The 16,488-nt window shown below is 57.5% G+C and carries 15 protein-coding genes and 1 other annotated feature; of the genes, 2 read left to right on the plus strand and 13 right to left on the minus strand.

Going from position 1 to position 16,488, the window contains the following annotated elements:
- Positions 1 to 12 precede the first annotated feature (12 nt).
- From HMPREF3142_RS09540 to HMPREF3142_RS09555, 4 genes are all read right to left on the minus strand, one after another.
- A complete protein-coding gene (locus HMPREF3142_RS09540; protein WP_008806755.1) occupies positions 13 to 375 on the minus strand; it encodes a DUF202 domain-containing protein in 363 nt (120 codons plus the stop codon).
- Positions 365 to 712: a YidH family protein gene (locus HMPREF3142_RS09545; protein ID WP_002923305.1), complete on the minus strand. Its 348-nt coding sequence runs from the start codon at positions 710 to 712 to the stop codon at positions 365 to 367. The genes HMPREF3142_RS09540 and HMPREF3142_RS09545 overlap by 11 nt, the downstream gene beginning before the upstream one ends.
- Positions 713 to 812: 100 nt before the next feature.
- Entirely contained in the window at positions 813 to 2,135 is a 1,323-nt protein-coding gene (locus HMPREF3142_RS09550; RefSeq protein WP_008806754.1) for a 6-phospho-alpha-glucosidase, read from the minus strand.
- The gene (locus HMPREF3142_RS09555) at positions 2,132 to 3,754 is read right to left on the minus strand and encodes an alpha-glucoside-specific PTS transporter subunit IIBC (protein ID WP_008806753.1); all 1,623 of its coding nucleotides are present in this window, start codon (positions 3,752 to 3,754) and stop codon (positions 2,132 to 2,134) included. The genes HMPREF3142_RS09550 and HMPREF3142_RS09555 overlap by 4 nt, the downstream gene beginning before the upstream one ends.
- Positions 3,755 to 4,052: 298 nt before the next feature.
- Between HMPREF3142_RS09555 and HMPREF3142_RS09560 the strand changes: the two genes are divergently transcribed.
- Complete coding sequence (locus HMPREF3142_RS09560) at positions 4,053 to 4,799, plus strand: GntR family transcriptional regulator (RefSeq protein ID WP_008806752.1); 747 nt, start codon at positions 4,053 to 4,055, stop codon at positions 4,797 to 4,799.
- Here the strand turns inward: HMPREF3142_RS09560 and HMPREF3142_RS09565 are convergent.
- The 3 genes from HMPREF3142_RS09565 to ibpA form a co-directional block, all read right to left on the minus strand.
- Complete coding sequence (locus HMPREF3142_RS09565; RefSeq protein ID WP_008806751.1) at positions 4,767 to 6,428, minus strand: putative transporter; 1,662 nt, start codon at positions 6,426 to 6,428, stop codon at positions 4,767 to 4,769. The two genes, HMPREF3142_RS09560 and HMPREF3142_RS09565, sit on opposite strands and share 33 nt — an antisense overlap.
- A gap of 145 nt (positions 6,429 to 6,573) precedes the next feature.
- Positions 6,574 to 7,002: a small heat shock chaperone IbpB gene (ibpB, locus tag HMPREF3142_RS09570; protein ID WP_008806750.1), complete on the minus strand. Its 429-nt coding sequence runs from the start codon at positions 7,000 to 7,002 to the stop codon at positions 6,574 to 6,576.
- Between the two features lie 116 nt (positions 7,003 to 7,118).
- Complete coding sequence (gene ibpA / locus HMPREF3142_RS09575; RefSeq protein WP_004151523.1) at positions 7,119 to 7,532, minus strand: small heat shock chaperone IbpA; 414 nt, start codon at positions 7,530 to 7,532, stop codon at positions 7,119 to 7,121.
- Positions 7,526 to 7,601: a sequence feature (ROSE (Repression Of Heat Shock gene Expression) occurs in the 5'-region of heat shock genes and acts as an RNA thermometer to modulate expression.), on the minus strand. Its footprint overlaps the gene before it by 7 nt.
- A 244-nt stretch (positions 7,602 to 7,845) precedes the next feature.
- On the opposite strand from ibpA, the gene HMPREF3142_RS09580 reads away from it, so the two are divergent.
- Positions 7,846 to 8,178, plus strand: a complete 333-nt coding sequence (locus HMPREF3142_RS09580) for a YceK/YidQ family lipoprotein (RefSeq protein ID WP_004151524.1) — start codon at positions 7,846 to 7,848, stop codon at positions 8,176 to 8,178.
- A 1-nt stretch (position 8,179) separates the two neighbouring features.
- On the opposite strand, the gene HMPREF3142_RS09585 is transcribed toward HMPREF3142_RS09580, so the two are convergent.
- The 6 genes from HMPREF3142_RS09585 to recF form a co-directional block, all read right to left on the minus strand.
- The gene (locus HMPREF3142_RS09585; protein ID WP_008806749.1) at positions 8,180 to 9,406 is read right to left on the minus strand and encodes a DUF3748 domain-containing protein; all 1,227 of its coding nucleotides are present in this window, start codon (positions 9,404 to 9,406) and stop codon (positions 8,180 to 8,182) included.
- A gap of 77 nt (positions 9,407 to 9,483) precedes the next feature.
- Positions 9,484 to 10,617 (minus strand): BamA/TamA family outer membrane protein, encoded by a 1,134-nt coding sequence (locus HMPREF3142_RS09590; RefSeq protein ID WP_070612022.1) that lies wholly within the window; start codon positions 10,615 to 10,617, stop codon positions 9,484 to 9,486.
- Positions 10,614 to 11,696 carry a hypothetical protein gene (locus HMPREF3142_RS09595; protein ID WP_074158376.1) on the minus strand — a complete coding sequence of 361 codons (1,083 nt, stop codon included), beginning with the start codon at positions 11,694 to 11,696 and terminating at the stop codon, positions 10,614 to 10,616. Before HMPREF3142_RS09595 ends, HMPREF3142_RS09590 begins: the two co-directional genes overlap by 4 nt.
- A gap of 149 nt (positions 11,697 to 11,845) precedes the next feature.
- Complete coding sequence (yidA, locus tag HMPREF3142_RS09600; protein WP_008806746.1) at positions 11,846 to 12,658, minus strand: sugar-phosphatase; 813 nt, start codon at positions 12,656 to 12,658, stop codon at positions 11,846 to 11,848.
- A gap of 200 nt (positions 12,659 to 12,858) precedes the next feature.
- Positions 12,859 to 15,273 (minus strand): DNA topoisomerase (ATP-hydrolyzing) subunit B, encoded by a 2,415-nt coding sequence (gene gyrB, locus HMPREF3142_RS09605; RefSeq protein ID WP_070612024.1) that lies wholly within the window; start codon positions 15,271 to 15,273, stop codon positions 12,859 to 12,861.
- Positions 15,274 to 15,301: 28 nt separating this feature from the next.
- A complete protein-coding gene (gene recF / locus HMPREF3142_RS09610) occupies positions 15,302 to 16,375 on the minus strand; it encodes a DNA replication/repair protein RecF (protein ID WP_008806744.1) in 1,074 nt (357 codons plus the stop codon).
- Positions 16,376 to 16,488 lie beyond the last annotated feature (113 nt).

Below are 16,488 nucleotides of genomic sequence, written 5' to 3' on the forward strand. Positions count from 1 at the left end.
CCGGACATCCTGTCATGACATATCCCTAATGAATAAAACGATCGGTTGAAGGTGAGTAACAGCAAACAGGAATGCCAGAGAAAGTACTGCGAGTGCGATCAAAAATTTGTCACGAACCGCCCGCGGCTGTAAAAAATCGCTATCGTCGACGTCCATCAGATGACGACGGCGGGTATAGCCCCAGAGGATCACCGCCACTATCGCCAACACGCCGATCGACAGCCAGAACGGCAGGCCGGCGCGGTGCCAGCTGTGTTTAATCGCCAGCGCCATCAGCGCGCCATAGCCCAACAGAGTGCGAAACCAGGCCAGCGAGGTGCGCTCTGGCTGTAGTCCCGGATCGCCTTCCCGCCGCGCCCGGCGTTTATCCGCCATACACTACCAGCAGCATCACCGCGGCCACCACCGCCAACAGCAGGATGCTAATCACCAGCAGCGTGCGGGTATAGGGAAGGTCCTGTTTCAGACGCATCGCTTTCTCGTTATTCAGCCAGCGCAGATAGCCATAGATGGCCATGCCGCCGGCAAAGAGACACAGCAGCAGGGCAAGAATTTCACGGATCAGCGGCGTGGCAAAGTCCGGCGCTAACTGGTCAAGGCCGACGCCGGCGGCGAGAAAACCGAGCGCCGTGCGGATCCACGCCAGAAAGGTGCGTTCGTTAGCCAGCGAAAAGCGGTAATCCGGCGCTTCGCCGAGGCGGGAGATTTTCATTACAGTTCCTTGTTCATCGCGCTGCAGGCTTCAGCATAGCGTAAATCAGGAACCGGGGAGAAGAACCGGCGCCCCGCGGGCGCCGGTCAAACAGCGGGGATTAATGCAGCTCAGGCCAGTAATCTTTGTTGGCCGCAATCAGGTCGTCGAGGATCGCTTTCGCCACCGAGGCGCTCGGTACGGTTTTCGACAGGGTAATCGCCTGCCACAGCTTGTGGTAAGAGCGCTGTTCCCAGGCATCGACCACCAGTTTTTCCACTGCTACCTGCTGGCTCATCATCCCTTTCTGGAAGTGCGGGATGTCGCCAACCGTCAGCGGTTCCGGTCCGTTGTGACCCACCAGACAAGGGATCTCCACCATCGCGTCAGCGTCAAAGTTATGGATCGCGCCGTTGTTTGGCACAATCAGCAGCATCCTTTCCTGCGTGTTAAAGGCGATGGCCGTCGCCAGATCGACGATATACGACGCATGCTCGTCAATCTCCAGATCGCCAGCGGTGGATTTCCCGGCGGCAATAATCGCCCGGCAGGCGCTGAAGACGTTTTTCTCCCGATGATCCATCACCTCATTGGCGCGAGTACGCTCCGGGTTGGAGTGAGCCACCACGTAGTCCGGGAACAGGTAATATTTCAGGTAGGTGTTCGGCATGGTCTGCGGATCCAGCGCCTGCACGTCTTTCGCTTTAGCAAAGGTATCGTTCCAGCTGGCCTCGGTGTGCGGATCGTTAGAGGGCGGCACATAGCCATATTTCGCCACATATTCACGCAGTTTCGGCATCAAATCGTTGCCGTCGAGGTCCTCAATCGATGTCCACCAGCCGAAGTGGTTGAGGCCGTAGTAGCGCACGCGCATCTGTTTGCGATCTTTGAGGCCGACAATCTGTGCCATCCGCCCTTCAATGCCGATCGGCATATCGCAGATATTGAGGATTTTGGCGTTCGGCCGCAGACGTCGGGTGGCTTCCGCCACAATCGCCGCCGGGTTGGAGTAGTTAAGCATCCAGGCGTTCGGCGAATATTTTTCCATATAATCCACCAGCTCCAGCACGCCGCCGATAGAGCGCATACCGTAGGCGATCCCCCCCGGACCGCAGGTCTCCTGGCCCAGCACGCCGTGGCGCAGCGGGATTTTCTCATCCTGTTCACGCATCGGATATTTACCGACGCGGATATGTGCCATGACGAAATCAACATCGGTAAACGCCGCCTGCGGATCGGTGGTATAGCTGAATTCAATCTCCGGCGCCTGCTCTTTGAGGATCACTTTGCACGCCTCGGCGATGGTCTCCTGACGCGCGCCGTCGTTGTCGTAAAATTTCAGCGACCGCAACGGAAAACGATCCTGGTTTGCCAGCAGCATCAGAACAATGCCCGGGGTGAAGGTGCTGCCGCCGCCTGCGATAACAACTGAGAATTTTTTCATGATACTGCCTCCGTCATGGTGGTATGTTCGGTCGAAAGAGAATCTTTCATCAGGTTTTCCAGCTGGTCGCGCACCTGGGGAACGTGCAGGCCGACGATGACCTGAATCCCGTTGCCGCGGCGTACTACCCCGTGGGCGCCCAGCGCTTTAAAGACGTCGTCACTTTGCGTTTTCGCCATATCGACCAGCGCGATGCGCAGTCGGGTGGCGCAGTTGTTGATGCTTTCAATGTTGTCGGCGCCGCCGAGGGCCTGCAGGAAGCCAGCGGCCTGACCCAGCCGGGTCTCTGGCGCGGCGGCGGCCGTGGTTTTACCTCGTGCCGCCTGGTAATCGGCCTTGCTGTAGAGCTTGATTTCGCTCTCTTCCCGGCCAGGCGTCTTCAGGTTCAGACGCAGGATCAGGGTGCGGAAGACCACGAAGTAGAGGGCGGTGAAACAGAGGCCGATGCCTATCTGAATGAACATCATCGAGGCGTGGTGATGGAACATCGGGATCCAGTTTTGCGGCAAGAATTGATCGAGCAGACCGCCGCCGAAATTGCCTACCACGCCGCAGATGTACATCACCGTCGCCATGGTCGCCGCCAGCACCGCGTGAACGGCGAACAGCAGCGGCGAGATGAACAGGAAGGTGAACTCCAGCGGTTCGGTGATCCCGACCAGCATCGCGGTCAGGGTGGCGGGGATCAGCAGGCCGGCGACCTTGACGCGATTTTCCGGCGCGGCAGTGAAGTAGAGCGCCAGCGCAATCCCCACCGAACCAAACACTTTCGAGTTACCGTGCAGAGCAAAGCCGCCCTCCGGGAACAACGTCTTCAGCGGTTCCGTACTCTGACTGAACGCCTGCAGATGCTCCGCCCAGTAGACCTGCAGACCGCCCTCCACCACCGCCGGGCCAAAGATGAACGGGCCATAGACGAAGTGGTGCAGGCCGGTGGGGATCAGAATGCGCTCAAGGAAGATGTAGACCCACACCCCAAGCGCCCCGGCTGAGCGCAGGAAGGCCTGCAGCGATTCAATGCCCAGCTGAACCTTTGGCCAGCCGAGCAGGGTCAACCAGGCACAGGGGATCATCGCGAGGAAAGCGACAATGACCACAAACGATGATCCCTGAAAGATGCCGAGGAACACCGGCAGGGGTTTATCGAAATAGCGATTGTGCAGGGCCGTCACCAGACCGGAGATGACGATGGCGCCGATAATGCTGGTGTCGAGGGTTTTGATCCCGGCAATCATCGTCAGGCCGCTGCCTGCAGTGGGTTCAACGGAAAAGTCGACGCCGAAGAAGTGGCCCCAGGTCATCCCCATGGCGTTGATAAAGTAGTTCCAGGTGAGAAAACTCACCAGCACCGCCAGACAGGCCCGGCCCTGGGCCTGTTTCGCCAGGCCGATCGGCAGACCGACGGCGAAAATCAGCGGCATATTACGAAAGACGGTCCAGCCGCCCTCTTCAATGATGTGAACGATCTGGGCAAACAGGCTGTCGGGTGCGGTCAGCGCTTCGCCGACGAACATCGGGTTGCGCAGCATGATGGCGATACCGACCACGATTCCGGCAAAAGGAAACAACAAAACCGGAGTAAACATGGCGCCGCCAAAGCGTTGTATTTGACTGAGCATTTGAAAATCCTCATGTAACAACTCGTAGGGTGAGTGGCCTTCTTTTTCTTGATTACCGGCCTGACTCGAGAATAGAAATTTGCCCGTCCGACAACATGTCGCGCCGTTGCGATTCGTGATCCCATTCATGGTTTTAATTTGGCCAAAGTTGTCTACTTCAATAACCAAAGTTAGACATCGATAAGTCAAACAGTGGAATTAACGAAATGAATGAGTATTAATTACTTGTAATAAATCTATTTTTTTAACGAAAAGAGAAGACAGCGACATTCCACTTTCCTGCACAAGAGGACTACTGGTGATCTACAAATCCATTGCTGACCGCCTGCGGCTGCGGCTGAATTCCGCCGACTTCGCCATCGGTAGCCCGCTACCGGGAGAGAAAAAACTGGCCGAGGAGTTCGGGGTGGCGCGCATGACTATCCGCAAAGCCATCGACCTGCTGGTGGACTGGGGATTGGTTGTGCGTCGCCACGGCTCGGGGACGTTCGTGGCGCGTAAGGACGTCCATCATGAAACCAGCAATCTCACTGGCCTGGCGGAAGTGCTGCGCAAGCAGGGTAAAGAGGTGGTGAGTCAGGTGCTGGCCTTCGAGGTGATGCCTGCTCCGCCGGCCATCGCCAGCCTGCTGCGGATTAAAATTGATGAACGGATCTACTTCTCACGGCGGGTGCGCTACGTCGATGGCAAGCCGCTGATGCTGGAGGATAGCTATATGCCAGTGAAGCTGTTCCGCAACCTGTCGCTGAGCCATCTGGAGGGTTCGAAATTTGATTATATTGAGAAGGAGTGCGGGATCATCATCAGCGGGAATTATGAAACGCTGACGCCAGTGCTGGCGGACAAGCAGCTGGCGCGCTCAATGAATGTCCCTGAGCAGACGCCGCTGCTGCGTATTACCTCCCTTTCCTACAGCGACAGCGGCGAGTTTCTTAACTATTCCGTCATGTTCCGCAACGCCAGCGAGTATCAGGTGGATTACCACCTGCGCCGCGTCCAGGCGCAAAGCCCGCTAGCTCAGCCCCCAGAACAGCACGGCGAGTAGCTGCGGGGTGATAATCCGCAGGAACATCACCAGCGGATAGACGGTGGCGTAAGAGAGCGCCGCCGCGCCGCTGGTGGCGTGCAGATTGTTGGCGAAGGCCAGCGCCGGTGGGTCAGTCATGGAGCCGGCCAGCATGCCGCACAGCGTCAGATAGTTCATTTTCGCCAGCATGCGCGCGAGAATGCCTACCGTTAGCAGCGGAATGGCGGTGATGAAAATGCCGTAGGCGATCCAGCTCAGGCCCTCGCCCTGGGTCAGAGTGGCGACAAAGTCGCCCCCCGATTTTAGCCCGACCACCGCCAGAAACAGCACGATCCCCAGCTCGCGCAGCGCCAGGTTGGCGCTCGGCGGCATAAACCAGTACAGCTTGCCGATGCTGCCGATACGCCCGAGGATCAGCGCCATAATCAGCGGCCCACCGGCCAGCCCCAGCTTCAGTGCGGCAGGAAAGCCGGGAATAAACAACGGGATAGACCCCAGCAGTACCCCGAGTCCGATGCCGATAAACACCGGCAGCATCTGGACCTGCTGCAGCTTCTGCTGAGCGTTACCCAGTTCGGCGGCCACGGCGTCAATCGCCTCCTGACGACCGACCAGGTTGAGGATGTCACCAAACTGCAGGCTGGCGCTGCTGCTGGCCACCAGCTCGACGCCAGCGCGATTCAGCCGGGAGATCACCACGTCATAGCGCTGTTTGACGTGCAGATCGCGTATTTTCTTCCCCAGCACTTTTTCGTTAGTGACCACCACCCGCTCGACTTTCAGATCGGTGCCGCGCGTCGACAGCGAGGTGGCCACCTCCTGGCCAATCACCAGCTGCGCATTGTGCAGATCCTCAGGTCGCCCCACCAGGTGCAACAGGTCGCCCGCCTGAATAAGGGTGCCCGGCGCAGGTACCATCAACAGCTCACCGCGCTTCAGCCGCGAACAGACGATGTTGTCGCTATTGAGCATCGGCACATCCTGAATCGCCATCTGGTTGAGGTTGGGGTTCTCCACCCGCACGTTAATGGTGTGCAAATTCGCGTGGCCGTTGCCGCTGCTCTCCTCAAACCGCTGGGCCTCTTTCTCCACATTGATGCGGAAGAACAGGCGCACCAGCCACATGGTCAGCAGAATGCCGCAGATGCCGAACGGATACGCCATCGCGTAACTCATCCCCATCTGATCGACCACCTCGAACGGTACGCCGAGATCGCGGAGAATTTGCTGCCCGGCCCCCAGCGCTGGCGTGTTGGTCACCGCACCGGAGAAGATACCGAGCACCACCGGGAGAGGAATATTGAACAGTTTATGCAGCACCGCGGTCACCAGGCCGCCGAGGATAACGATAAGGATAGCGAACAGATTGAGCCGCAGGCCTGAGACCCGCAGCGAGGCGAAAAAGCCCGGCCCCACCTGAATACCGATGGTGTAGACGAACAGGATCAAGCCGAATTCCTGAATAAAATGCAGCATTGGGCTGCTGAGGGCGACACCCGCCTGATCGACAAAGTGGCCGACAATAATCCCGCCAAACAGGACACCGCCAATGCCAAAGCCGACGCCGCGGATTTTGACATTGCCGATCCACAACCCCACTACCGCCACCAGCGCCAGCACGCTGACCGTCAATGCTATCTCACTCATGGTATCGTCCCTGTGAATAACACCATTAACTACAGGGATTATGACCGCTGCCAGACGGGTTGTATGCCGCCTGGCGCACAATACCAGCAAACAGACCGGCACAAAAAAGCCCCGAAAAACGGGGCCTTATCAGTAGGTTACTTTATTAGCTATTTAGCGCCGGTCGTTCGCTGATGGCGATACGCTGCGGGGCAATCTGCTCAGGCTCATTGCGGGTCAGATCGATATGCAGCAGGCCATTGGTGAAGGTCGCGCCAGAGACCTCCATGTTGTCGGCGAGGGTGAAGCTCAGGCTGAAGGCCTGGCTCACCAGCCCCTGGTGCAGCCATGTGGTCTCTTTTTCCGGCTGCTGCGGCGTGCCTTTCACCACCAGACGGGTGCCTTCCAGTTGAATATCCAAATCTTCCTGACGGAAACCGGCCAGCGCAAGGGTAATGCGATAGTGGTTATCGTCGCTTTTTTCGATGTTATAGGGCGGGAAGCTCTGGCTTTCACCGGCGGTTTGCAGGGCGTTGGCCAGTTTGTCAAAACCGATCCATTGACGCAGCAGGGGGGATAAATCGTAGTTACGCATAGTGTTTTCTCCTTCTAAGAAGCGAGTGAATACCTGCGAATTCTGTAAATTCGCATCTGCTCCCTGACGGCGAGCAGGTTGTGACATCAGGCCGCCACGCGGCCTGAAACGGACAATTAGTTGATTTCGATGCGGCGCGGCTTGTTCGCTTCCGGGATCACGCGTTCCAGATCGATATACAGCAGGCCGTTCACCAGGTTGGCGCCGCGGACGTGAATATTTTCCGCCAGCTGGAATTTGCGCTCGAAGTTACGCTCGGCGATCCCCTGATACAGGTAGGTCCGCTCTTTCTGCTCGGCGGCGTGGGCGCCTTTGACGATCAGCAGATTGTCCTGGGCCGTGATCTCCAGCTCGCTTTCAGCAAAGCCAGCCACCGCGATAGCGATGCGATAGTGGTTTTCGTCTACCAGCTCGACGTTATACGGAGGGTAGCCGCCGTTGCTCTGGCTTTGATTGTTTTCCAGCAGGTTGAACAGGCGGTCGAAACCAATGGCTGAACGATATAGCGGGGAGAGATCGAAGTTACGCATAGTAAATAGCTCCTGAAAATCAGCGAGAATCAAATGACCTTCCATCGTGGACAGGCCGCGGTAATCCGGAATACCCCTCAGGCGTATTCTCAGTGGGTTACACCTATAAAATGGGTTTCTCCCCGTGCTTTTCAAGGGATTGAGGGCGAATTTTTTTGCAGTTTGCCGATGATTGCTTAGACTGGGGGGAGGAGCACAAAAAGCAAAGTGCGATGCCCGCCACAGTGCGGCGCAATAACGCTATGCATTCACGGGTTGGCCCGATATAACCGCTGAAGGTTATCTCAACGCCCGAAACGACGATGGAAGAACAATGAAAAGCAGACGACTGTTAAAGCTGGTCCTGTTCAGCGGGATAATAAGCCTGAGCGGTTGCTCCAGCGTAATGTCACATACCGGTGGCAAAGAGGGAACCTATCCGGGCACGCGATCCAGTGCGCAAACGCTGGGAGACAGCGATACCAACTGGGGTGTGAAATCACTGGTGGCGCTGGACATGCCGTTCACCGCCGTCATGGATACCCTGCTGCTGCCGTGGGATATGTTCCGCACCGACAGCTCAATCAAATCACGGGTCGAAAAAAGCGAGAAGGCCACGCTGGCGACCAACTCGGTGATACCGCCAGCGCCGATGCCTGCCCAGTAAGTTATCGTCCGGTCTGTGTGACCCACAGCTGGCGATAACCGTCCACCTCCTCCATCCAGGCAATCTGTTTACCGTCTGGCGAAAAGACGATCGCATCAGCCGAGGGCGCATGCGCATGCACCTTGGTTAAAAAGGTGATATCGCCTGTGCCGGCATGGCAGCAGGCAATCCGATCCTCCAGCACAAAGCCCAGCCACTCTCCTGATGGATGCCAGTTAAACGCCGACTGGATACCCGACGCATGATACGTCAACTGACGCGGCTCGCCCCCCTGCGGTGAAATAAGCCACAGCTGCACCACGCCGGCGTCATCGCGCATCAGAAAGGCTATCGCCGTCGCCTGGGGATTGGCGCGCACCCAGTGGCGCGGGACGTTCACCAGTCCCGGGTAGCGGCGATGGTGGGTGAAGGTCAAACGACGCTGACTGACGCCCGCCGGCGGCGCCGGCATTGTGGTTGCGGTACCGGCCAGCGGCGCCCCGCCAGGCTGCTTCCAGCCGGCTTCATCCTGCGGCAGATCGACAATAAACAGCTCAGGCACTTTATCGCCATTTTCCGCCAGGGTATCGCCAATAAACGCCAGCGCATGGTTCCCGACCCACCCCTCTTCATAGGCCCGATTAATCTCATCGCTGCCCGGCACGGGAGTCGGTGTCGTGCGGCTTACCAGCACGCACCAGTGGCTGCCGCTATATTCGCGCGGATGCTTTCCCTGCGGCGTCACCGGCCCATATGGCGCCGCCACACCGACGTTGCGCAAGTCCAGCGCCGGGTCGCGCTCGTGCAGCACGTGGTCGTTATAGGTAAAGCTGACGAACTGACCGTTGGGGCTATAGACATGGACGTGGCTGCCGCCGCGCAGCGCGCCGGGCGTGTAAGGGGCGGTAATGTCCATGGCGTCCAGATTCTCGACGGCCCCCTGAAAGGCCACCACCCCGCGGCGATGATGAAAATCATACTGCCACTGCGCATCCGGCTGCTCGGGGCCATGAATAAACACATAGCGCTCCTGGGTTGGATGCACGGTCACCACGCCAACGCGCGCGCCTTGCGTGGCATGATAGACGGTCTCCACAGTACCGCTGTTTACGTTCACTCGCTCAATGGTTTCGCCGGTAAACGACGCGCCGGACGGGCGGACGTCGAACACCAGCCACTGGCTGTCGGGGGTCCAGGTGCGGGTGTTAGTGAGCTGGTGGTTGCGAGGGGCAAAGGTAACTTGTTTCATGGCGTGCTGACCGGGCCGATATAAGAGTGGCTTTAGCATACCGCAATCCGCGCGGGGTTGAATGCCCGACAATGTGCTTAAAACGCTTCTCCAACCTGGAAATAGAACCCGCTGCTGCCTTTGCCGATGCCGTAATCAAGACGGATATTGACCCGCGGCTTGAACTCGAAACGATAGCCAACGCCGCCGGTAGGCAGCCAGCGGCCATTGTTCAGCGATGACAGCGACGGCCCCATGGTTCCCGCCCCGACCCAGGCCACAATCCCGTGCCGCCAGGTGAGCTGCCGACGGTATTCCAGTTGGCTGCTAACGACGTTTTTATCCCGGTAGCGCCCCTGATAGTAGCCGCGCATCCGCTCATCGCTGCCCAGCAGAGGCATCATGCTCCACGGTACATCCCCTTGGGTGAAGGCGCCATCGGCCTCCCAGGCGAGCACGCTTTTCTCGCTCAGGGCATGATAATGGCTATAGTGCAGCTGAAATTCATCAAAACGGGTATCGCTGCCTAACCCGGGCGCGTAATGGGTGTAGCGGAAGTTGGCATACTGGCCCCGGCGCGGGTTGGGGACAAAGTCGCGATCGTCCCAGTTGATATCGATGCTGGCGCCAGAGCTGAATACCGACGGTCCCTGTGGGGTACTTTCTATTTTCGGTAAATCGTCGTGGTCCATCTCATCGGCATTCTGCGCCGCCAGCGACCACCCCGTGCCCAGATAAACATTGTCGATCAGTTGCCGGTAGATTGTCGGGCGCAGGGTCAGCACCTGGGCGGTATATTTTTCCTTCTCGTTGTCTTTATCTCCGGCGTGAAAACCCTGCCCCCAGTAGTAAGACGGGGTATTGGCCATCGACCCTTCAACAAATACGCGCCACAGATCGTTATCGAAAAAGGCGTAGTTTTTCACGCTGAGGCCAAACGCGCCGGTGGAGCTGGCGTAGCCGCTGAGCGTCAGGGTGGAATTCTGGCTGGTGGTATCCTGCGGATCGGGGCGATACATGCCGACGACCGCGGTGCCGATGCCCAGCCCCAGCTCCGGCGTATAGAACGGACCGGGCATCACGCCCCAGTCGATGCCTTTGCTGGCGTCGAACTTATCGCTGGCGCCGAGATGCTGCAGCCAGCCGTCGATTTTCTCGCGGCTGAGCGTCTCGGCCTGGCTGCCTGTCGGGTAGGCCATCAGCAGCAGAAAAAGGATAAACGGTCGGCTCAAAAGCGATACTCACCGGCGATAAAAAAACTGTTACGTTCGGCAAAGCCAAACTCGGTAGTAATATTGAAATGCTGCGTCAGCTCGTACTGCGCGCCCACCAGTACGTTCCACGGCGACTGTAAATGCTGTTTCACATCGAAGCGGCCGTTATTGTCCTGATTGGCCAGATTGACCATATTTTGCAGCATCGGCGACGGCATTGAGAGATCGTTGAGACTGCCCTTAAACTCCTGCTGTACGTCCTGATACATGCTGCCGACCCACAGGTTCAGCTTTCCGGCGGGGAGATGCAGCGTATCGACCGATGGCGTATTAAAACGATAGCCTACGCGCGGCGAAAAGGTAAACGCGTCGATACTGCCGTCGAGGATATCAAAGCGCGTTTGCGTGTAGTTGGCGTCCAGCACGGTAAACCAGTTGCCGACGCCGCCCACCAGGGTGGTGCCCATCCCGTAGGTGGTGCCTTTAAAATCGAGACGAAAGTCGAGATCCTGCATCCCCGGCAGGGGCACTACTTTACCGTTTGGCCCCTTCAGACCAACGGCAATCTGCGAAATCGAATGCCCTTCGGTGTGTCCGACGAGGCCATAAACGTTCATAAATGGCAGCAGCCAGGCATCCAGCTTAAGCGTCTCGGTTTTGCTGCTTTCCCGCGTATTACCGACGCCAATCTGGAAGGCGTTATCCAGCGAGACCGGCCCATTAGCGAAAATGTTATTCACGGCGTGTTTGCAGACAGGATCCTTACCGCAATCGATGTTACGGCCATCCAGCGACAGCCCGGTGAAGTTAATGCTGTCGACATTAATATTCTGCCGCATATCCATATAGTTCATGCTGACGCCAAACGGCAGCGGCAGGACGTAGCCGCGCTTTCTGGCCTCATCGCCTAAAAAAGGCAATATCGCGGTTGGTTCCGCTACTGCGGTCTCGGTTTTGACCGGCGCAGGCAGATCCGCCGGTTCTGCGCCGTGATAGGCGTATACCGGCTCAAGCGGCGCCGTTGATTCCGCGGCCACGCAAATCTGTACAGAGGCGAATGGCAGCGCAACCAACATCAAACGGTGGTATATATTCATGAAAATTATGATGTTAGTGAAGCATGGCGAAAAAGAGGGCGGGTAGCTTATAGAATCCCCTGTACGGAATAAGGGATTTAAATGCGGATTAACATCTGTTCATGAAAAAAGAGAAGATCGGCCCGGACAACGCCGGGCCTGAAGAACGCTTACGCTAAAACGTATTTTTCAATGGCGAAGGCGACGCCATCTTCGAGGTTAGATTTTGTGATGAAGTTCGCCGCTTCTTTGACCGCGGGAATGGCGTTATCCATCGCCACGCCGACGCCGGCAAACTCAATCATCGCGATATCATTTTCCTGATCGCCAATCGCCATAATCTCTTCCGGTTTGATACCCAGCGCATCGGCCAGGGACTTCACGCCAGTGCCTTTATTGACGCGTTTATCCAGAATTTCGAGGAAGTACGGCGCACTTTTCAGCACGGTGTACTTCTCTTTCACTTCCGCCGGGATACGGGCGATGGCCTTATCCAGGATCGCCGGCTCATCGATCATCATCACCTTCAGCAGCTGGATCTCAGGGTCCATTTTTTCCGCTTCACAGAACACCAGTGGGATGGTCGCCACGTAGGATTCGTGGACGGTGTAGTAGCTGATATCGCGGTTCGCGGTGTAGAGCGTGTTGCGATCGAGCGCGTGGAAGTGAGAGCCAACCTCGCGGGAGAGCTGCTCGAGGAAACGATAGTCGTCATAGCTTAGCGCGGTTTGCGCAACGGTACTGCCGTCACCGGCCTTCTGCACCAGCGCGCCATTGTAGGTAATGCAGTAATCACCCGGCTGCTCCATATGCAGCTCTTTCAGATAGCTGTGGACGCCAGCGTAAGGGCGACCAGTGGTCAGCACCACGTTGACACCCCGCTCGCGCGCCGCAGCGATGGCGGCTTTCACCGCAGGAGAGATGGTATGGTCTGGCAGCAGCAGCGTGCCGTCCATATCGATTGCAATCAGTTTAATAGCCATAGGATCCCCGGGTAAGATGAGTCTTCCCTCATGCTAACGCGATTCCGCTCAAAAAACAGTAAAAGTGTCGGGCAGAAAGGGGGATGGAAGCGGGAGCGAAGAATCCCCTTTTAGCAGCAAAAAAAAGCCCGGTCACGCAATGCGACCGGGCTTACACATCCTGTTGCCCCGGTAAAACGCGTTACCGGGAAATACGCGGCTTAAATATCGATATTCGCCGCTTTCAGGGCGTTCTCTTCGATAAAGGCGCGACGCGGCTCAACGGCATCGCCCATCAGGGTGGTGAACAGCTGGTCGGCAGCGATCGCATCCTTAACGGTTACGCGCAGCATGCGGCGGCTGTCCGGATCCATGGTGGTTTCCCACAGCTGATCCGGGTTCATCTCGCCCAGACCTTTATAGCGCTGGATGGAGAGACCGCGACGGGACTCCTTCACCAGCCAGTCGAGGGCCTGCTCGAAGCTGGCTACCGGCTGACGGCGTTCGCCGCGCTCGATGTAGGCATCTTCTTCCATCAGGCCGCGCAGTTTCTCGCCCAGGGTGCAGATACGGCGATATTCCGGCCCCATGATGAACTCGTTATCCAGCGGATAGTCGGTATCCACCCCGTGGGTACGGACGCGGATAATCGGCTCAAACTGCTGCAATTCACTGTTCTCGCGGACATCAAATTTCCACTGGCTGCCGTGCTGCTCTTTCTCATTCAGCTCGGAAATCAGGGTGTTCACCCAGCGGGTTACCTTCTGCTCGTCAGCCAGATCGGCCTCGGTCAGGGTCGGCTGATAGATAAGCTCTTTCAGCATCGCTTTCGGGAAGCGGCGCTCCATGCGGCCAATCATTTTCTGGGTGGCGTTGAACTCGGCAACCAGTTTTTCCAGCGGTTCGCCCGCCAGCGCCGGCGCATTGGCGTTGGTATGCAGGGTCGCACCGTCAAGAGCGATAGCGATCTGATACTGATCCATCGCTTCGTCGTCTTTAATGTACTGTTCCTGCTTGCCTTTCTTCACTTTGTACAGCGGCGGCTGGGCAATGTAGACATGGCCGCGTTCGACGATTTCCGGCATCTGACGGTAGAAGAAGGTCAACAGCAGGGTACGAATGTGCGAGCCGTCGACGTCCGCATCGGTCATGATGATGATGCTGTGATAGCGCAGTTTATCCGGGTTGTACTCATCGCGGCCGATGCCGCAGCCAAGGGCGGTGATCAGCGTCGCCACTTCCTGGGAAGAGAGCATTTTATCGAAGCGGGCTTTCTCAACGTTGAGGATTTTACCCTTCAGCGGCAGGATCGCCTGGTTCTTACGGTTACGACCCTGTTTAGCAGAGCCGCCCGCGGAGTCCCCTTCCACGAGGTACAGTTCAGACAGCGCCGGGTCGCGTTCCTGGCAATCCGCCAGTTTGCCCGGCAGGCCTGCTAGATCCAGCGCGCCTTTACGGCGGGTCATTTCACGGGCGCGACGTGCGGCCTCACGGGCGCGCGCGGCGTCAATAATTTTGCCGACCACGATTTTGGCATCGGATGGGTTTTCCAGCAGGTATTCGCTCAGCAGTTCGTTCATCTGCTGTTCTACCGCAGACTTCACCTCAGAGGAGACCAGCTTGTCTTTGGTCTGTGAGGAGAATTTCGGATCCGGCACCTTCACGGATACCACGGCAATCAGGCCTTCACGCGCATCGTCGCCGGTGGCGCTGACTTTCGCTTTTTTGCTGTAGCCCTCTTTGTCCATATAGGCGTTAAGAGTACGGGTCATCGCCGCGCGGAAGCCGGCGAGGTGAGTACCGCCGTCACGCTGCGGAATGTTGTTGGTAAAGCAGTAGATGTTTTCCTGGAAGCCGTCGTTCCACTGCAGGGCCACTTCAACGCCGATACCGTCTTTTTCGGTGGAGAAATAGAAAATATTCGGGTGGATCGGCGTTTTGTTCTTGTTGAGATACTCAACGAACGCCTTGATGCCGCCTTCGTAGTGGAAATGATCTTCTTTGCCGTCGCGCTTATCGCGCAGGCGGATAGAGACCCCTGAGTTCAGGAACGACAGCTCGCGCAGACGTTTCGCCAGGATGTCATATTCGAATTCAGTAACGTTGGTGAAGGTTTCCAGGCTTGGCCAGAAACGCACCATGGTGCCGGTTTTGTCGGTTTCGCCAGTCACGGCCAGCGGTGCCTGCGGCACACCGTGTTCGTACATCTGCTTGTGAACTTTGTTATCGCGCTGGATAACCAGCTCCAGCTTCTGCGACAGGGCGTTAACCACCGAGACGCCTACGCCGTGCAGACCGCCGGACACTTTATAGGAGTTATCATCAAATTTACCGCCGGCGTGCAGGACGGTCATGATAACTTCCGCTGCGGAGACGCCCTCTTCCGGGTGAATGCCGGTTGGGATGCCGCGACCGTCATCCTGTACGGAGACGGAGTTATCGCTGTGGATGGTGACAACGATATCTTTGCAGTAACCCGCGAGCGCTTCGTCGATAGCGTTATCCACAACCTCGAATACCATGTGGTGCAGACCGGTGCCGTCATCCGTGTCGCCGATATACATACCCGGGCGCTTACGCACCGCATCCAGCCCTTTCAGGACTTTGATACTGGAGGAGTCATAAGAATTCGACATCAACGTTTCTCGCTCATTTAATCTTGGGTTAATCCGTTATTTTACCTTTTTCCACGCGGAACATCTTCGAATTTTTGTCCGACATGTCCATAACGTGTTCAGCGCTGATCGCGCTGACGAAAACCTGCGACTGCGTCGCTTTCAGGCGGCTGGATAACAGACCGCGGCGGGCATCATCAAGTTCCGAGGCAAAATCATCTATCAGGTACAGGCAGCGCCGCCCGCTGACGCGGGTGAGGAACTCACCTTGCGCCAGACGCAGGGCGCACATCAGCAGCTTAAGCTGCCCGCGCGACAAGGTATCTTCCACCGGCGCCCCGTCGGCGCGAATACGGAAATCCGCTTTATGCGGGCCGTGGGCGGTGTAGGTTAACATTCTGTCGCGCTCGAAATTCCGCTCCAGCACCTCCGCGTAGTCGGTCTCTTTTTCCCAACCGCGCTGGAAAGAGAAGGTGAGCGTGAATTCCGGTAAAAATTGCTGACAAGTATCCGCCATGTCTTCGACGATAGCGGCGCTGTATTCGGCACGCCAGCGGCTGATTTGTTCCGCCAGCGGAATGAGTTCCAGATCCCACGGTCGCAGCTGGGCATAGCGGCTGACCTGACGCAGCGCGGCGTTGCGCTGCTTGACCAGGCGCTTCAGGTTGCTCCAGGCGGTGAAGAATCCGGCTTCGTTATGAAAACATCCCCAATCGAGGAATGCTCTTCTGTATTTGGGGCCGCCATTGAGTAAAGTAAACCCCTCCGGCGTGATCAGCTGCATCGGCATCAGGTGCGCCAGCTCCGCCACTTTGTGGCCGTCAGTGCCGTCGATACGCACCTTGCTGTCACCCTGTTTGTCTTTGGTCAGGCCGATGGCGGTTTCCCGCTCTTCGCCCTGCAGGCGGCCGTGCAGGACAAAAGCCTCCTGCTCGTGGCGGATCACCCGGCCAATTTGCAAACTACGAAACGCCCGGCCATGACCGAGCGTATAGATAGCTTCCAGCACGCTGGTTTTGCCGCTGCCGTTCGCGCCAACCAGGAAGTTAAAGCCGGGAGATAAAGCGAGATCCGCGCTTTCAATATTGCGGAAGTCTTTGATGAGCAAGCGCGTCAGTGACATATCAGCGTTCTTTGGGCCAGGGCGTTATCGGCGCAGCCAGTTTCAACGCGGACTGCGCGCAGACCCTGGAGCGTACACGAAGTACGTGACAGGGGCGAGCACAGCCCAGGTTG

It is taken from the genome of Klebsiella sp. HMSC16C06 (assembly GCF_001808325.1).
GTDB classification, from domain to species: Bacteria; Pseudomonadota; Gammaproteobacteria; order Enterobacterales; family Enterobacteriaceae; genus Klebsiella; species Klebsiella variicola.

Excerpts from the sequence above, each read along its gene's own strand:
- HMPREF3142_RS09540 (WP_008806755.1), bottom strand. The coding sequence starts at position 375 with ATGGCGGATAAACGCCGGGCGCGGCGGGAAGGCGATCCGGGACTACAG.
- HMPREF3142_RS09545 (WP_002923305.1), bottom strand. The coding sequence starts at position 712 with ATGAAAATCTCCCGCCTCGGCGAAGCGCCGGATTACCGCTTTTCGCTG.
- HMPREF3142_RS09550 (WP_008806754.1), bottom strand. The coding sequence starts at position 2,135 with ATGAAAAAATTCTCAGTTGTTATCGCAGGCGGCGGCAGCACCTTCACC.
- HMPREF3142_RS09555 (WP_008806753.1), bottom strand. The coding sequence starts at position 3,754 with ATGCTCAGTCAAATACAACGCTTTGGCGGCGCCATGTTTACTCCGGTT.
- HMPREF3142_RS09565 (WP_008806751.1), bottom strand. The coding sequence starts at position 6,428 with ATGAGTGAGATAGCATTGACGGTCAGCGTGCTGGCGCTGGTGGCGGTA.
- ibpB (WP_008806750.1), bottom strand. The coding sequence starts at position 7,002 with ATGCGTAACTACGATTTATCCCCCCTGCTGCGTCAATGGATCGGTTTT.
- ibpA (WP_004151523.1), bottom strand. The coding sequence starts at position 7,532 with ATGCGTAACTTCGATCTCTCCCCGCTATATCGTTCAGCCATTGGTTTC.
- HMPREF3142_RS09580 (WP_004151524.1), top strand. The coding sequence starts at position 7,846 with ATGAAAAGCAGACGACTGTTAAAGCTGGTCCTGTTCAGCGGGATAATA.
- HMPREF3142_RS09585 (WP_008806749.1), bottom strand. The coding sequence starts at position 9,406 with ATGAAACAAGTTACCTTTGCCCCTCGCAACCACCAGCTCACTAACACC.
- HMPREF3142_RS09595 (WP_074158376.1), bottom strand. The coding sequence starts at position 11,696 with ATGAATATATACCACCGTTTGATGTTGGTTGCGCTGCCATTCGCCTCT.
- yidA (WP_008806746.1), bottom strand. The coding sequence starts at position 12,658 with ATGGCTATTAAACTGATTGCAATCGATATGGACGGCACGCTGCTGCTG.
- gyrB (WP_070612024.1), bottom strand. The coding sequence starts at position 15,273 with ATGTCGAATTCTTATGACTCCTCCAGTATCAAAGTCCTGAAAGGGCTG.
- recF (WP_008806744.1), bottom strand. The coding sequence starts at position 16,375 with ATGTCACTGACGCGCTTGCTCATCAAAGACTTCCGCAATATTGAAAGC.